Source organism: Mesorhizobium sp. WSM4833 (assembly GCF_055811095.1).
This window is the reverse complement of sequence record NZ_JBVVQG010000021.1, coordinates 1-13,722: the sequence shown is the minus strand read 5'-3', so window position 1 is coordinate 13,722 and position 13,722 is coordinate 1. Positions and strand designations below refer to the sequence as shown.

The window sequence follows — 13,722 nt, the reverse complement described above, 5'->3', positions numbered from 1 at the left end:
TGACCTTCCGATGCACGCAACTTCTTGAATGGACTTGAGCCGATTTCGGCGCGAAGTTCGCTTCGGGGCAGGGCGTGTCACGTTGTCGATGAGGAGAAAACATGTCGCAACTGCTCCATCCCGTCTCCCGCCGCGATTTCCTCGCTGGCACCGCAGCTACAGGGGCGCTGATCGTGCTTCATCCCTTCTCCGCTCGCGCACAGGCCAACCAGGCGCATCTCCGGATCATGGAGACCACCGACATCCATGTGAACGTGCTGCCTTACGATTATTACGCCGACAAAGCGAACGACACGCTGGGCTTGTCGCGCACGGCCTCCCTGATCGACGCCGTGCGCAAGGAAGCCGTGAATTCGATGCTGATCGACAATGGCGACCTGCTGCAGGGCAACCCGATGGGCGACTACATCGCCTATGAAAAAGGTCTGAAGGACGGCGACCTGCATCCGATCATGAAGGGTATGAACCTGCTCGGCTACGAGTGCTCGACGCTGGGCAACCACGAGTTCAACTATGGCCTGTCGTTCCTGGACAAGGTGCTGGCCGGCGCCAATTTTCCCTTCGTCTGCGCCAATCTGATCCGCGGCACCGAGCTTGCCGCGAACCCGCGCGACGACAAGCTCTATCTCAAGCCCTATGTCATCCTCGACAAGAAGATCAAGGACGGTTCGGGCGCCGAGCAGCCGATCAGGATCGGCATCATCGGCTTCGTGCCGCCGCAGATCATGGTCTGGGATCTCAAGAACCTCGAAGGCAACGTCAAGACGCGCGACATCGTCGAGGCGGCCAAGGCCTGGGTGCCGCAGATGAAGGAGGCGGGCGCCGACATCGTCATTGCGCTGTCGCATTCCGGCATCGACGTGAAGCAGGGCGACATGATGGAGAACGCCTCGTTCTTCGTCGCCGGCGTCGACGGCATCGATGCGGTGTTCACCGGGCACCAGCATCTGGTGTTTCCCGGCAAGAAGGATTTCCAGTCGCTCGATGGTGTCGACACGCAAAAGGGCACGCTGCAGGGCAAACCCGCCGTCATGGGCGGTTTCTGGGGCTCGCATATGGGGCTGATCGACCTGATGCTGGAGCGTGACGGGTCGAAATGGAAGGTCGTTTCCGCCACCTCCGAGGCGCGGCCGATCTTCGAACGCGTCGACAACAAGAACAAACCGACTGTCCCGGACGACAAGCGCATCATCGCAGCCCTTGAGCAGGACCACCAGGCAACACTGGCCTATGTGCGCCGCCCCGTTGGCAAGACCTCCGCGCCGCTCTATTCCTATTTCGCGCTGGTCGCCGACGATCCGTCGGTGCAGGTCGTCAGCCAGGCGCAGACCTGGTACCTCAGGGATATTCTGAAGAACACGCAATGGAAGGATGTGCCGCTGCTGTCGGCGGCCGCTCCGTTCAAGGCCGGCGGGCGCAACGGCGCCGACTACTATACCGACGTGCCCGCCGGCGATATCGCCATCAAGAACGTCGCCGACCTCTATCTCTATCCCAACACCGTGCGTGCGGTCGAAATCACCGGTGCGCAGGTCAAGGAATGGCTGGAAATGTCGGCCGGGATCTTCAACCGGATCGAGCCGGGAAAGGCCGACCAGGCCCTCATCAACACCGATTTTCCGTCCTACAATTTCGATGTCATCGACGGCGTCACTTATAAAATAGACCTGTCGCAGCCGCCGAAATACGATGCCAAGGGCGGGCTGGCTAACGCTGGCGTCAATCGCATCGTCGACCTGAGTTTCGATGGAAAACCGATTGACCCCAAACAGAAATTCGTCGTCGCGACCAACAACTACCGCGCCGGCGGCGGCGGCAATTTCCCCGACATCAACGCCTCGAAGATCATTTACGAAGCGCCGGACACCAATCGCGACGTCATCGTTCGCTACATCGTCAGCGAAGGTACAATCAACCCCTCCGCGGACGACAACTGGTCGTTCGCGCCGCTGCCTGGAACCAGCGCCGTGTTCGAAACCGGCGCCAAGGCCAAGGATTTCATTGCGCAGGTGAAATCGCTGAAGATCGAGCCGGCAGGCGAGGGCGAGGCAGGTTTCGCGAGATACCGCATCCTGCTTTGAAGGGTGGTTTGGGTCGGCTCAAGTCCGGCCTTATGGCGTGGATTGAGCCGGCTGGGTGAAACGTTCCTTGATGTCAGGCATGACGAGATCCAGCGCATCGGTGGAAATGCCGCCGGAATAACCGTTCGGCAGTTGCTTGATCAGTTCGGGATCGTCCAGCCCTTGCGAAAAGTCGCCGCCGGTGTACGGGCCGAGCAGATAGACGCGGCTGTCGACGCCTTGCATGCGATCGAGAAACCGGTTCGGCCAACCCCACATCCATTTCGCGATGTTGACGGGAATGAGCAAGGTACCTTTTCGGCAGGCATCTGGAACATAGCCGCTCCAGCCAAGCGCGGCATAGCGCAGAATGCATTGCGTCAGCGACGCGCGGCTCAGCGTATGCATGTCCGGCAGTGCTGCCTTGACTGCGGCAATCGGCTTGTCGCCGCCATAGACCGAGAGATAGAAGCGCTCGTTCGGCGATAGCATGGCAAGCCGTGCGGCCAGCTTTTCGCCTTCGCCCGGATCGTTGCTCTTGACGTTGATGTTGAAGCGGCGGGCCGGGAAGTGCGCCAAAACCTCATCCAGCGACGGCATCATGCCGATACCCTTGCCGCGAAACGGAAAGGTCTTGCCGCCATCCGCCGTATAGCCATAGCCGACATCGAGGGTCTTCAACTCGGCCATGGAATGGTTGCGTGTTTCTCCCTTGCCTTCCGTGCGGCAATCCAGCGTCCAGTCGTGGAAGACGGCGAAATTGCCGTCTGTCGTCGGGTGAACATCCAGTTCGAGCGCGTCAGCGTCCAGCGCGAAGGCTGCTTCCATCGAGGGGATCGTGTTTTCGAGGTAGGCATGGCGCGGCGGCAACATGCGACTGGCCGTGCACGTCTCACCCGTCATGCCTTCCCGTGCGTAGTCCTGGGCAAGGCCGCGATGGGCAAGCACTTCCGGCTTGCCGGCGGGGCGGCTCGACAACAGCGAGGTGTTGTTGAGCCAGATGCCCGCCGCGGCGACAACAATGATGCCGAAGAAGATCGTCCGTTTGCGCATCAAGTGATTTCCGATTCGTCCGTCCTGCGCGGCATCCTGCTTTGCGATCGGACTTTTTGACGGCGACCGGGCGGCGATATCGAGATCATCCTCGATATCGCCTGGTCGGCGGCAATGAAATCGAAGAACGCGTCGACTTACGCCTTGTAGACCACCTGGCGCACGTCGATGTAGCTGGCGCGGAATCCGGCCTCGCAATAGTGCAGGTAGAACTCCCAGAGCTTCTTGAAGCGGTCGTCGAAGCCGAGCGGGACGATCTTCTCCCATGACGCCCAGAACCGGTGGCGCCATTCGGCAAGCGTGCGCGCATAGTCATCCGGAAACACGCGCTCGCGCAGATGGGCAAGGCCATGATCCTTGCCCAGTGTCTTCAGGATCGACGGTGTCGGCAGCATGCCACCCGGGAAAACATAGCGCTGGATGAAATCCGGCCTTGCGCGATATGTGTCGTAGGCGGCTTCGTTGATGGTGATGATCTGCAGGCCGGCGGTGCCGCCGGGTCTCAGGCAAGCCTTCATCTTGCCGAAAAACACCGGCCAGTATTTCTCGCCGACCGCCTCGAACATCTCGATCGAGGCGATGCGGTCATAGGTGCCGGTTTCATCGCGATAGTCCTGCAGCTTGATGTCGACCTTGTCGGCAAGGCCAGCCTTGGCGATGCGAGCCGTTGCAAAATCGTGCTGCTCGCGGCTGATCGTCAGCCCGGTGACGCGGCAGCCGATCTCGCGTGCGGCGAATTCGGCGAAGCCGCCCCAGCCGCAGCCGATTTCCAGCACATGGTCCTTCGGGCCGATCCCTGTGTCTTTCGCCAGCGCGCGATATTTGGCGGCCTGGGCGCTTTCCAGGTCGTTGGCTCCGGTCGTGTAGAGCGCCGACGAATAGGTCATGCTCGGATCGAGCCATTGCTTGTAAAAGGCGTTGCCGAGGTCGTAATGCGCCGAGATATTGCGCTTCGAACCGGTGCGGGTGTTCTCGTTGAACCAGTGGCGGATGCGCTGGACGGTGTTGATCAGCCAACTGGTGCCGCCCGCGATACGCTCGCCAATGACCGAATTGACCACGAACAGCTCCAGGAAGCTGGTCACATCAGGGCTTTCCCAATCGCCGTCCATGTAGGATTCGGCTACGCCGATCGTGCCGCCGGAAAAGGCGCGGCCGGGCAAGCGCCAATTCTTCAGCACCAGTTCGGCATCTGGGCCAGGTCCCTTGCCGCCGACGAGGACGGCGCGGCCGTCCGGCAGCCTCACCTTGAGCGAACCGCGCGGCAGGTTCATCGCCGCCGACAGCACCATGCGCGCTTTCGCCGGCAGACCTTTGACAATCTCGGCGAAATTGAACTCATCGAGCCTGACCGCGTCGCTCAATGCTGCGCCAAAAAGTTCCTTTTGTGCCATCTCGTGCCCCCTGGATTTCCGCGGTGTCGGGGCAGATTGCCGAGCCACGGTTCTCTTGGATCATTCGCCAGCTTCGAACGCCGTTGCCGGTCCCGGGCGCTGACCGGCTCAGTGACGGGCGGGCTCGAATGAAACACGCGCTCTTTTACCAGAGCTTTAGCGCTTCCCAGTGAATCCCTGCGGCGATCTTCCACGTCATGCGGCGAAACTTCAAGAGGCAGGCCGCAAGCGGGGCTGTGCCACGCGGAATGCTTGCGCCAGCGAGAATCCGCTTTTTTGCACAGCAAAGGCCGAGCGCGCAAAAAACGCCTATGGTCGCAGAATTGCTCGTGCGATAGATCTAGCCATGCGTTATGTAATCGTCATTGCCGCCATCGCGTTTTTCCTGATCTGGGATGGCATGTACAATCAGGGCCGCTATCTCGACACAACAGTGAGAGAGCTTAGCCATGTTGTGCGATATGTTACCGGCAGAGCTTAACTCCAGTGGCGGCAGCCGCGACATCCTAGTCGATTGACGCCAACGTCCTGCCGTCACAAAAGACCCCAGCATTTTGATCGAGGAGGCGGGGTTGATCCGGCATATCGTTTTCTTCAGCGCGCGGCGAAAAGAGGATGTCGAGGCTGTGCGCACCGGCTTGCTGGCGCTCGGCAACATTCCTCATTCCAGCCTGTTCGAGGTCACGCTCAACACCAAGGTGGATCCGCTGTCGGACGAGGTCGACGTGGTCGTCTATGCGGAGTTCGCCGATGACGCCGCGCTGGCCGCCTACAAGGCGCACCCGCTCTATGCGCAGACCACCAGCAAGGTCAAACCGATGCGCGAACTGCGCTATTCCGCCGATGTCGTTGCCGGAAGCTGATCGAGGCTTTGTCCCAACTGGTGCCTTTTTCGACGTCCGGTGAACTGGCGGGGGCGAAATGGCCGGGATTGCGATCAAGTCTTGAACCGATTTGCGGAATGATGCACATCGCGGCTGCATGACCCGAACCATCACTGGCACTCATCCGCTCGATCACCTGGTGCTGCCAACGCAGAGCCTTGAGGTGGCGCGAGCCCGGCTCGCCGCGCTTGGCTTCGTCGTGGCCCCGACCGGCATCCATCCCTTCGGAACGGAAAACTGCTGTGTTTTCCTGGCCGACGGCACGTATCTCGAACCGCTGGCGGTCGGCGACGAGCAGGTGGCGGCAAAGGCTATCGCGGACGGCAATGTCTTCGTCACGCGTGATCGCGCCTATCGCGACAGCAACGGCGACGAGGGGTTTTCCGCCATTGTCCTAGGTACGGGCAATGCCGATGCCGACCATGCACGCTATGTCGATGCCGGCATCTCGGCTGGAGACATGCTGGGTTTTTCGCGCGCTTTCACCGACCCGGCCGGCAAGAGTGACATCGCATCGTTCAAGCTCGCTTTCGCGGCCGGAGCCGAAGCCACGGACGCCTTCCTGTTTGCCTGCGAGCGGGTCAACGCGCCTGATGTCGACCGCGCGGCTTTGCAGGCCCACGCCAACGGCGCGACCGGAATTGTCGAGATCTTGGCGGTCAGCGATGCGCCTGGAAAGCAGCATGAGTTGATTTCTGTCACGGTGGACAATCCGGCCGCCGAAAGGCAGGGCGGCATGTTTTCCCTGCCGAATGCAGATTTGAGCGTGCTTGACCGCGCGGCTTTCACCGCGCGCTTTGGCCTGCCGGCCGGCGCGCCGACAGATCTACGCTTCGCAGCGGTGGTCTTTTCGGTTCGGAACGCCGATGTGACATCGAGGCTGCTTGCGGCCAATTCCATCCAACACGATATAGCGGGCAATGATATTGTCGTGCAGCCTGCACCCGGACAGGGCGCGGCTTTCATCTTCCGGGAGACCAAATGAACAAGCCCGTCGCGCCCAATTCAGCGGTAATTGTCGGCAATGTCGTCTTCGACAACAAGGCGGCTCTGTCGCTGATCGCCGGCCCGTGCCAGTTCGAGTCGCGTCAGCACGCTTTCGACATGGCCGGCGCGCTGAAGGAACTGACCGGCAGGCTCGGAATAGGCCTCGTCTACAAGACCAGCTACGACAAGGCCAACCGCACCTCGCTGTCGGCGACGCGCGGCGCCGGCATGGACGCGGCACTTCCCGTCTTCGACGAACTGCGCAAGGAATTTTCGCTCCCGGTGCTGACCGATGTCCACACCGAGGAGCAGTGCGCCATCGTGGCGCCGCATGTCGATGTCCTGCAGATTCCGGCTTTCCTGTCGCGCCAGACCGACATGCTGGTCGCCGCGGCGAAAACCGGCAAGGTCATCAACGTGAAGAAGGGACAGTTCCTTGCCCCCTGGGACATGAAGAACGTCGTCGCCAAGATCACCGGATCCGGCAATGCCAATGTGCTGACCACCGAGCGCGGTGCTTCTTTCGGCTACAACACGCTGGTCTCCGACATGCGCGCTTTGCCTGTCATGGCAGAGATCGGCGCGCCGGTGATCTTCGATGCGACCCATTCGGTGCAGCAGCCGGGCGGGCAGGGCGGTTCCTCGGGCGGTGAACGTCGTTTTGTCGAGACGCTGGCGCGCGCGGCCGTCGCTGTCGGCGTTGCCGGCGTCTTCATCGAGACCCATCAGGATCCTGACAACTCGACCTCTTCCGACGGCCCCAACATGCTGCCGTTGAAGGACATGCCCGCCCTACTCGAGCGGCTGATGGCATTCGACCGCATCGCCAAGGGTCTCTAGGCCGGACATATCCTCTGTCGACCGCCGATGCTTGTGGACGGCGCAAGCCGCCTGTACGCTCGACCGGCAAATGAGCGTTTTGGCAGGAGGAAGCCATGTCTGTCGCCCGCGTCACCGAAATCACATCGTCGTCGAAGAAGAGCTTTCAGGACGCCATCGAACAGGGAATTGCGCGCGCATCCAAAACGCTGAAGAACGTCGAGGGCGCCTGGATCCAGGACCAGAAGATCGTCGTCCAGGACGGCAAGATTGTTGCTTATCGCGTCAACATGAAGGTTACCTTCATCCTCGCGGAGTGATCGGTCGACGCCGAAAAAGTCGGGAACCTTCGCCCGCGCCCCTCATTGTCCAATTATGGTTCGAAACCACAATGAGGAGCACAATCATGGCAACCCAGACTGGCCACACCCAAGCCATCGCCGCTTCGCGGGTCATCGGCACATCGGTCTACAACACCGAAGGCACAAGCATCGGCAGCATAGAGGATGTGATGCTCGACAAGATGACGAACGGGATCATGTTCGCGGTCATCGGTTTTGGCGGCTTCCTTGGTATCGGCGAGAAATATCACGCCATTCCGTGGGCAAGCCTCGACTATGATGAGGACAAGGGCGGTTATGTCGTACCGTTTTCCAAGGAACAACTCATGGCGGCACCGGCCTATTCGATCAACGAACTGACCGGTGCCGATGGCGAGGCGGCGCGCGACGAATCCTACAATTATTACAAGGTCACGCCTTACTGGCATTAACAACAACGACAAAGCGGCCCCGTCGAGAGAGACGGGGCCGCTTTGGATTCCGGCTTATTCGCTGACGTGTAAGGGGGCCATCGCCTTCGGCGGCGACTGCTGATTGTCGCATGACGTCAGGAATGCCGCCGCGATCAGAAACAGACTCACGATACCGCTCAACTGAGACATGGCGAAACTCCTCCTGTTTCGCCCCGCGCGCTGCACCTTAACCGGAAGTCAGCCGACCGTACATGACTTATGATGACGGCGATTTGCGCTTCGTGAATCGTTCGGAGGCCGATGCCGCGGCAATAATTGCCAGCGGGCCGATTGCCTTTTGCAGCACTTTGGCTAAGACGTGCGGCATTCTTCAGATCAATCGAGGACATCGCAAATGACCGCCATCGTCGACATTGTCGGGCGTGAAATCCTGGACAGCCGTGGAAATCCGACCGTCGAGGTCGATGTCATTCTCGAAGACGGCTCGATGGGCCGCGCGGCGGTGCCGTCGGGTGCTTCGACCGGTGCCCACGAGGCCGTCGAACTGCGCGACGGCGGCGCCCGCTATCTCGGCAAAGGCGTGCTCAAAGCCGTCGAGGCGGTGAACGGCGAGCTGTTCGAGGCCATCGGCGGCATGGAAGCCGAAAACCAGATTCATATCGACCAGACCATGATCGAGCTCGACGGCACGCCCAACAAGAGCCGGCTTGGCGCCAACGCCATTCTCGGCGTTTCGCTGGCGGTGGCCAAGGCGGCCGCTGATGCCGCCGGCCTACCGCTCTACCGTTATGTCGGAGGCACCAGGGCGCATCTCCTGCCGGTGCCGATGATGAACATCATCAATGGCGGCGCGCATGCCGACAACCCGATCGATTTCCAGGAATTCATGATCCTGCCGATCGGCGCGCCGACGCTGCGCGAAGGTGTCCGCTGGGGTTCGGAAATCTTCCATACGCTGCGCAAGAAACTGAAGGATGCCGGCCACAACACCAATGTCGGCGACGAGGGCGGCTTTGCCCCGAACCTGAAAAGCGCTCCGGTGGCGCTCGATTTCATCATGGAATCGATCGAACAGGCCGGCTTCAAGCCGGGCGACGAGATCGCGCTCGGCCTCGATTGCGCCGCGACCGAGTTCTTCAAGGACGGCAACTACGTCTATGAAGGCGAGAAAAAGACGCGCGATCCCAAGGCCCAGGCCAAATACCTGGCCAAGCTTGCCGCCGACTATCCGATCATCTCGATCGAGGACGGTCTTGCCGAGGACGATTGGGAAGGCTGGAAGTACCTGACCGACCTGATCGGCAAGAAGACGCAGCTGGTTGGCGACGATTTGTTCGTCACCAACACGGCGCGGCTGCGCGACGGCATCCGCATGGGGGTTGCCAACTCGATCCTGGTTAAGGTCAACCAGATCGGCTCGCTTACGGAAACGCTCGACGCCGTCGAGACCGCGCACAAGGCCGGCTACACCGCCGTGATGTCGCACCGCTCGGGCGAAACCGAGGATTCGACCATTGCCGATCTCGCCGTCGCCACCAATTGCGGACAGATCAAGACCGGCTCGCTGTCGCGCTCGGACCGCATGGCCAAGTACAATCAGCTGATCCGCATCGAGGAAGAGCTCGGCAAGCAGGCAAGCTACGCCGGCAAGTCGGTGGTCAAGGGCTGATCCGGAAACACCGGCTCATCGATACCGGACAAAAGGGCGGGAGCATTCCCGCCCTTTTTCGTTTCGGCGCCGCCAAACAGGTCACCCGTAACCGTCCGTTAAGCACAATCGGGCGAGAAAGATCGTGAGCCGCCTGAGTTCGCGGGCTAGAGCCGGATGATCTCAGGTCTGTTCGACCTGAAATCTGAATCCGACTCTAAATCAAAGAGATAGAGCATGATGTCGTCCGAAAACCGCTTCACACTTTTCGGCATCATGCTCTAGAGGAATCGGGCGATGTGGACGCGTCAGCACAAGCAGAGAAACACCGGCCGGCTGATCATTCCCTCGCTTTGCGTGGCGTTCCTGGCCTATTTCGGCTTTCATGCCTATCACGGCGAATTCGGTATCTACTCGAAATATCAGCTGGAAGCCCAGACGGTTGCGCTGCAAAGCCAGCTCGATGCGATCAAGGCGCGCCGCATGGAGCTCGAGCGCCGCGTTCGGCTGATGCATGAAGGCACGCTCGAGAAGGACATGCTCGATGAGCAGGCGCGCAAGGCGCTCAATCTGTCCCAAGCTGACGAAATCACCATTATGTTGCCGACCTCGGCGAAATAACTGATTTCAAGTTAATCACCAATATTTTCAATGATTTTAATCGCTTAGGCGCATGCCAGCTATGCAAATTCGGCATGGCGCAACGCTTTGACGCGTGTTAGCCTCCCTAAAATCGGTGGGGAGGAGCTGATCTCCCCAGAGCAGATTTCATCCTGCTCTAATGTCCACGAAGAGACGCCAACAGGGAGTGATGCATGGCCACCGCCGCCAGAAAAGCGCCTGCCAAATCCAAATCCGACGGCAAATCGGGGCTTTCGGCCCCCAAACCTGTCGAATTCACCAAGGACGAAGAGCTTGCCGCTTACCGGCACATGCTGCTCATCCGTCGTTTCGAGGAAAAGGCCGGCCAGCTCTACGGCATGGGTTTCATCGGCGGCTTCTGCCACCTCTATATCGGCCAGGAAGCGGTCGTCACCGGCATGAAGATGGCGCTGATCGACGGCGATCAGATGATCACCGCCTATCGCGACCACGGCCACATGCTGGCGATGGAGCTGTCGCCGCGCGGCGTCATGGCCGAGCTGACCGGGCGTCGCGGCGGCCTGTCACGGGGCAAGGGTGGCTCCATGCACATGTTCTCCAAGGAAAAGCACTTTTATGGCGGCCACGGCATCGTCGGCGCGCAGGTGTCGCTCGGCACGGGCTTGGCCTTCGCCAACCGCTACCGCGACAACAACAATGTCTCGCTGACCTATTTCGGCGACGGTGCGGCCAACCAGGGCCAGGTCTATGAAAGCTTCAACATGGCCTCGCTGTGGAAGCTGCCGGTGATCTACATCATCGAGAACAACCGGTATGCCATGGGCACCTCGGTGTCGCGCTCTTCGGCGGAAACCAATTTTTCGCACCGTGGCGCTTCGTTCAAGATTCCCGGCATCCAGGTCGACGGCATGGACGTGCGCGCTGTCAAGGCCGCCGGCGACCAGGCGACCGAATGGTGCCGCGCCGGCAACGGGCCGATCATTCTCGAAATGCAGACCTACCGCTACCGGGGGCACTCGATGTCCGATCCGGCGAAATACCGCTCGAAGGAAGAAGTGCAGAAGATGCGCTCCGACCATGACCCGATCGAACAGGTCAAGGCGCGGCTCATCGAGAAGAAGTGGGCAACCGAGGACGAGCTTAAGACCATCGACAAGGAGGTCCGCGACATCGTCGCTGACGCCGCCGAATTTGCCCAGAACGATGCAGAGCCGGATCCGTCCGAGCTCTGGACCGATATCGTATTGTAACGGGAGGGCAAGGACATGCCGATCGAAATTCTCATGCCCGCTCTCTCGCCGACCATGGAAGAGGGCAATCTTTCCAAGTGGTTGAAGAATGAGGGCGACAAGGTCGTCGCCGGCGACGTCATCGCCGAGATCGAAACCGACAAGGCGACGATGGAAGTCGAGGCCGTCGACGAAGGCACGCTTGGCAAGATCCTGATCGCCGCCGGCACCGAAGGCGTCAAGGTCAACACACCGATTGCCGTTTTGCTGCAGGACGGCGAAAGTGCCGGCGATATCGGCAAGTCCTCGGCTCCCGCCAAGGCGGAAGCACCGGCAAAGGCAGAGGCTCCAGCCGCGGCGGAGGACAAGGCGGAGGCCGCAAAACCGGCTGCCGCGCCGGTGGCTGCTGCACCGAAGACGGAAATCGCCGCCGATCCGGACATTCCGGCCGGCACGGAGATGGTCTCGACCACGGTGCGCGAAGCGCTGCGCGATGCGATGGCCGAGGAAATGCGCCGCGACGGCGATGTCTTCGTCATGGGCGAGGAGGTCGCCGAATACCAGGGCGCCTACAAGATCACGCAAGGGCTGCTGCAGGAATTCGGGCCGCGGCGCGTCGTCGACACGCCGATCACCGAGCATGGCTTTGCCGGCGTCGGCGTCGGCGCGGCGATGGCCGGCCTGAAGCCGATCGTCGAGTTCATGACCTTCAACTTCGCCATGCAGGCGATCGACCAGATCATCAACTCCGCCGCCAAGACGCTCTACATGTCTGGCGGCCAGATGGGTGCGCCGATCGTTTTCCGTGGACCGAACGGCGCCGCCGCACGCGTCGCCGCACAGCACTCACAGTGCTATGCCGCCTGGTATAGCCACATTCCGGGCCTGAAAGTGGTGATGCCCTACACCGCCGCCGATGCCAAGGGCTTGCTGAAGGCGGCGATCCGCGATCCCAATCCGATCATCTTCCTCGAGAATGAGATCCTCTATGGCCAGTCCTTCGACGTGCCGAAGCTGGATGATTTCGTGCTGCCGATCGGCAAGGCGCGCATCCACAAGACCGGCAAGGACGTCACCATCGTCTCTTTCGGCATCGGCATGACCTATGCGGTCAAGGCGGAAGCCGAGCTGCGCGGCTTGGGCATCGATGCCGAGATCATCGACTTGCGCACGATCCGGCCGCTCGATCTCGACACCATCATCGCCTCGGTCAAGAAGACCAACCGGCTGATCGTTGTCGAAGAGGGATATCCGCAGAACTCGGTCGGCGACCATATCGCCAACCAGGTGTCGCAGCGCGCCTTCGATTTCCTCGACGCGCCGGTCATCACCATCGCCGGCAAGGATGTGCCGATGCCCTATGCCGCCAACCTCGAGAAACTGGCTTTGCCGAACGTCGGCGAAGTCATCGAGGCGGTCAAAGCCGTCACATATCGCTGAACCGGGCGGGAGGACAAAATGCCAATCAACATCACCATGCCGGCCCTGTCGCCCACGATGGAAGAGGGCAATCTGTCCAAGTGGCTCGTCAAGGAAGGCGACAAGGTTTCGCCGGGCGATGTCATTGCCGAGATCGAGACCGACAAGGCGACGATGGAAGTCGAGGCTGTCGATGAGGGCACGGTCGCAAAGCTCGTCGTTCCCGCCGGCACCGAAGGCGTCAAGGTCAACGCTCTGATCGCCGTGCTCGCTGCCGAAGGTGAGGATGCAGGCGCTGCCGCGAAAAGCGGGGGCGATGCTGCTCCAGCGAAAGCCGAAGCCAAGCAGGACAAGGCGCCAATCTCCCCACCCGTGGGGGAGATGTCGACGAAGTCGACAGAGGGGGACGCTGTCCCGCCGTCCTCTCAGCGCGAGACGCCCCCCTCTGGCCTGCCGGCCATCTCTCCCACAAGGGGGGAGATCAGCCAGTCGCCGGAAGGACGCACCTTCGCGTCGCCGCTCGCACGTCGCATAGCCAAGGAAGCCGGTGTCGATGTGTCTGCCGTGACCGGCACCGGCCCGTATGGCCGGGTGGTGAGGGCCGATGTCGACGCGGCCATTGCCGGTGGCGGCGCCCAGACGGCGCCTGCCGCCAAGGCTCCGGCTGGCGTGCCGGCTGCTGCTCCTGCCGCGCCGGTAAAGGCGATGTCGGACGATCAGGTCCTGAAACTGTTCGAACAGGGCTCCTACGACCTTGTCCCGCATGACAATATGCGCAAGACCATTGCGCGCCGACTGGTCGAGGCCAAGACCACCATTCCGCATTTCTACCTGACGCTCGACTGCGAGCTCGATGCGCTGCTGGCGCTGCG

13 protein-coding genes are annotated in these 13,722 nt (G+C 61.1%); 11 read left to right on the top strand and 2 right to left on the bottom strand.

Annotated elements, in window-relative coordinates:
• The first annotated feature begins 101 nt into the window (after window positions 1-101).
• Window positions 102-2,081 (top strand): bifunctional 2',3'-cyclic-nucleotide 2'-phosphodiesterase/3'-nucleotidase, encoded by a 1,980-nt coding sequence (locus AC0L2D_RS28820; protein WP_473543606.1) that lies wholly within the window; start codon window positions 102-104, stop codon window positions 2,079-2,081.
• A 30-nt stretch (window positions 2,082-2,111) separates the two neighbouring features.
• Here the strand turns inward: AC0L2D_RS28820 and AC0L2D_RS28815 are convergent, their stop codons facing one another.
• Together AC0L2D_RS28815 and AC0L2D_RS28810 are read right to left on the bottom strand one after the other, a co-directional pair.
• Window positions 2,112-3,113 (bottom strand): glycerophosphodiester phosphodiesterase family protein, encoded by a 1,002-nt coding sequence (locus tag AC0L2D_RS28815; protein WP_027163378.1) that lies wholly within the window; start codon window positions 3,111-3,113, stop codon window positions 2,112-2,114.
• A 137-nt stretch (window positions 3,114-3,250) separates the two neighbouring features.
• Window positions 3,251-4,507, bottom strand: coding sequence for a class I SAM-dependent methyltransferase (locus AC0L2D_RS28810; protein ID WP_473543604.1), 1,257 nt, complete (start codon window positions 4,505-4,507; stop codon window positions 3,251-3,253).
• A 572-nt stretch (window positions 4,508-5,079) separates the two neighbouring features.
• On the opposite strand from AC0L2D_RS28810, the gene AC0L2D_RS28805 reads away from it, so the two are divergent.
• From AC0L2D_RS28805 to AC0L2D_RS28760, 10 genes are all read left to right on the top strand, one after another.
• Window positions 5,080-5,370 (top strand): Dabb family protein, encoded by a 291-nt coding sequence (locus AC0L2D_RS28805; RefSeq protein WP_013531473.1) that lies wholly within the window; start codon window positions 5,080-5,082, stop codon window positions 5,368-5,370.
• Window positions 5,371-5,488: 118 nt separating this feature from the next.
• Entirely contained in the window at window positions 5,489-6,376 is an 888-nt protein-coding gene (locus AC0L2D_RS28800) for a VOC family protein (RefSeq protein WP_024505093.1), read from the top strand.
• Window positions 6,373-7,218 carry a 3-deoxy-8-phosphooctulonate synthase gene (kdsA, locus tag AC0L2D_RS28795; protein WP_013531475.1) on the top strand — a complete coding sequence of 282 codons (846 nt, stop codon included), beginning with the start codon at window positions 6,373-6,375 and terminating at the stop codon, window positions 7,216-7,218. Before AC0L2D_RS28800 ends, kdsA begins: the two co-directional genes overlap by 4 nt.
• Before the next feature lie 95 nt (window positions 7,219-7,313).
• Window positions 7,314-7,517 (top strand): dodecin family protein, encoded by a 204-nt coding sequence (locus AC0L2D_RS28790; RefSeq protein ID WP_013531476.1) that lies wholly within the window; start codon window positions 7,314-7,316, stop codon window positions 7,515-7,517.
• Between the two features lie 86 nt (window positions 7,518-7,603).
• Window positions 7,604-7,969 carry a PRC-barrel domain-containing protein gene (locus tag AC0L2D_RS28785; protein ID WP_024505095.1) on the top strand — a complete coding sequence of 122 codons (366 nt, stop codon included), beginning with the start codon at window positions 7,604-7,606 and terminating at the stop codon, window positions 7,967-7,969.
• A gap of 376 nt (window positions 7,970-8,345) precedes the next feature.
• Entirely contained in the window at window positions 8,346-9,620 is a 1,275-nt protein-coding gene (eno, locus tag AC0L2D_RS28780; RefSeq protein WP_473543600.1) for a phosphopyruvate hydratase, read from the top strand.
• 276 nt (window positions 9,621-9,896) lie between these two features.
• Window positions 9,897-10,220: an FtsB family cell division protein gene (locus tag AC0L2D_RS28775; protein ID WP_473543598.1), complete on the top strand. Its 324-nt coding sequence runs from the start codon at window positions 9,897-9,899 to the stop codon at window positions 10,218-10,220.
• A gap of 194 nt (window positions 10,221-10,414) precedes the next feature.
• Window positions 10,415-11,452, top strand: a complete 1,038-nt coding sequence (gene pdhA, locus AC0L2D_RS28770; RefSeq protein ID WP_013531481.1) for a pyruvate dehydrogenase (acetyl-transferring) E1 component subunit alpha — start codon at window positions 10,415-10,417, stop codon at window positions 11,450-11,452.
• A gap of 15 nt (window positions 11,453-11,467) precedes the next feature.
• On the top strand, window positions 11,468-12,871 hold the full coding sequence (locus tag AC0L2D_RS28765) for a pyruvate dehydrogenase complex E1 component subunit beta (RefSeq protein ID WP_013531482.1): 1,404 nt from the start codon (window positions 11,468-11,470) through the stop codon (window positions 12,869-12,871).
• Window positions 12,872-12,889: 18 nt separating this feature from the next.
• On the top strand, window positions 12,890-13,722 hold an 833-nt coding region (locus AC0L2D_RS28760; protein ID WP_473543596.1), incomplete at its 3' end, for a biotin/lipoyl-containing protein.

Excerpts from the sequence above, each read along its gene's own strand:
- AC0L2D_RS28790 (WP_013531476.1), top strand. The coding sequence starts at position 7,314 with ATGTCTGTCGCCCGCGTCACCGAAATCACATCGTCGTCGAAGAAGAGC.
- AC0L2D_RS28810 (WP_473543604.1), bottom strand. The coding sequence starts at position 4,507 with ATGGCACAAAAGGAACTTTTTGGCGCAGCATTGAGCGACGCGGTCAGG.
- AC0L2D_RS28820 (WP_473543606.1), top strand. The coding sequence starts at position 102 with ATGTCGCAACTGCTCCATCCCGTCTCCCGCCGCGATTTCCTCGCTGGC.
- AC0L2D_RS28800 (WP_024505093.1), top strand. The coding sequence starts at position 5,489 with ATGACCCGAACCATCACTGGCACTCATCCGCTCGATCACCTGGTGCTG.
- AC0L2D_RS28765 (WP_013531482.1), top strand. The coding sequence starts at position 11,468 with ATGCCGATCGAAATTCTCATGCCCGCTCTCTCGCCGACCATGGAAGAG.
- AC0L2D_RS28815 (WP_027163378.1), bottom strand. The coding sequence starts at position 3,113 with ATGCGCAAACGGACGATCTTCTTCGGCATCATTGTTGTCGCCGCGGCG.
- kdsA (WP_013531475.1), top strand. The coding sequence starts at position 6,373 with ATGAACAAGCCCGTCGCGCCCAATTCAGCGGTAATTGTCGGCAATGTC.
- AC0L2D_RS28775 (WP_473543598.1), top strand. The coding sequence starts at position 9,897 with ATGTGGACGCGTCAGCACAAGCAGAGAAACACCGGCCGGCTGATCATT.
- AC0L2D_RS28785 (WP_024505095.1), top strand. The coding sequence starts at position 7,604 with ATGGCAACCCAGACTGGCCACACCCAAGCCATCGCCGCTTCGCGGGTC.
- pdhA (WP_013531481.1), top strand. The coding sequence starts at position 10,415 with ATGGCCACCGCCGCCAGAAAAGCGCCTGCCAAATCCAAATCCGACGGC.
- eno (WP_473543600.1), top strand. The coding sequence starts at position 8,346 with ATGACCGCCATCGTCGACATTGTCGGGCGTGAAATCCTGGACAGCCGT.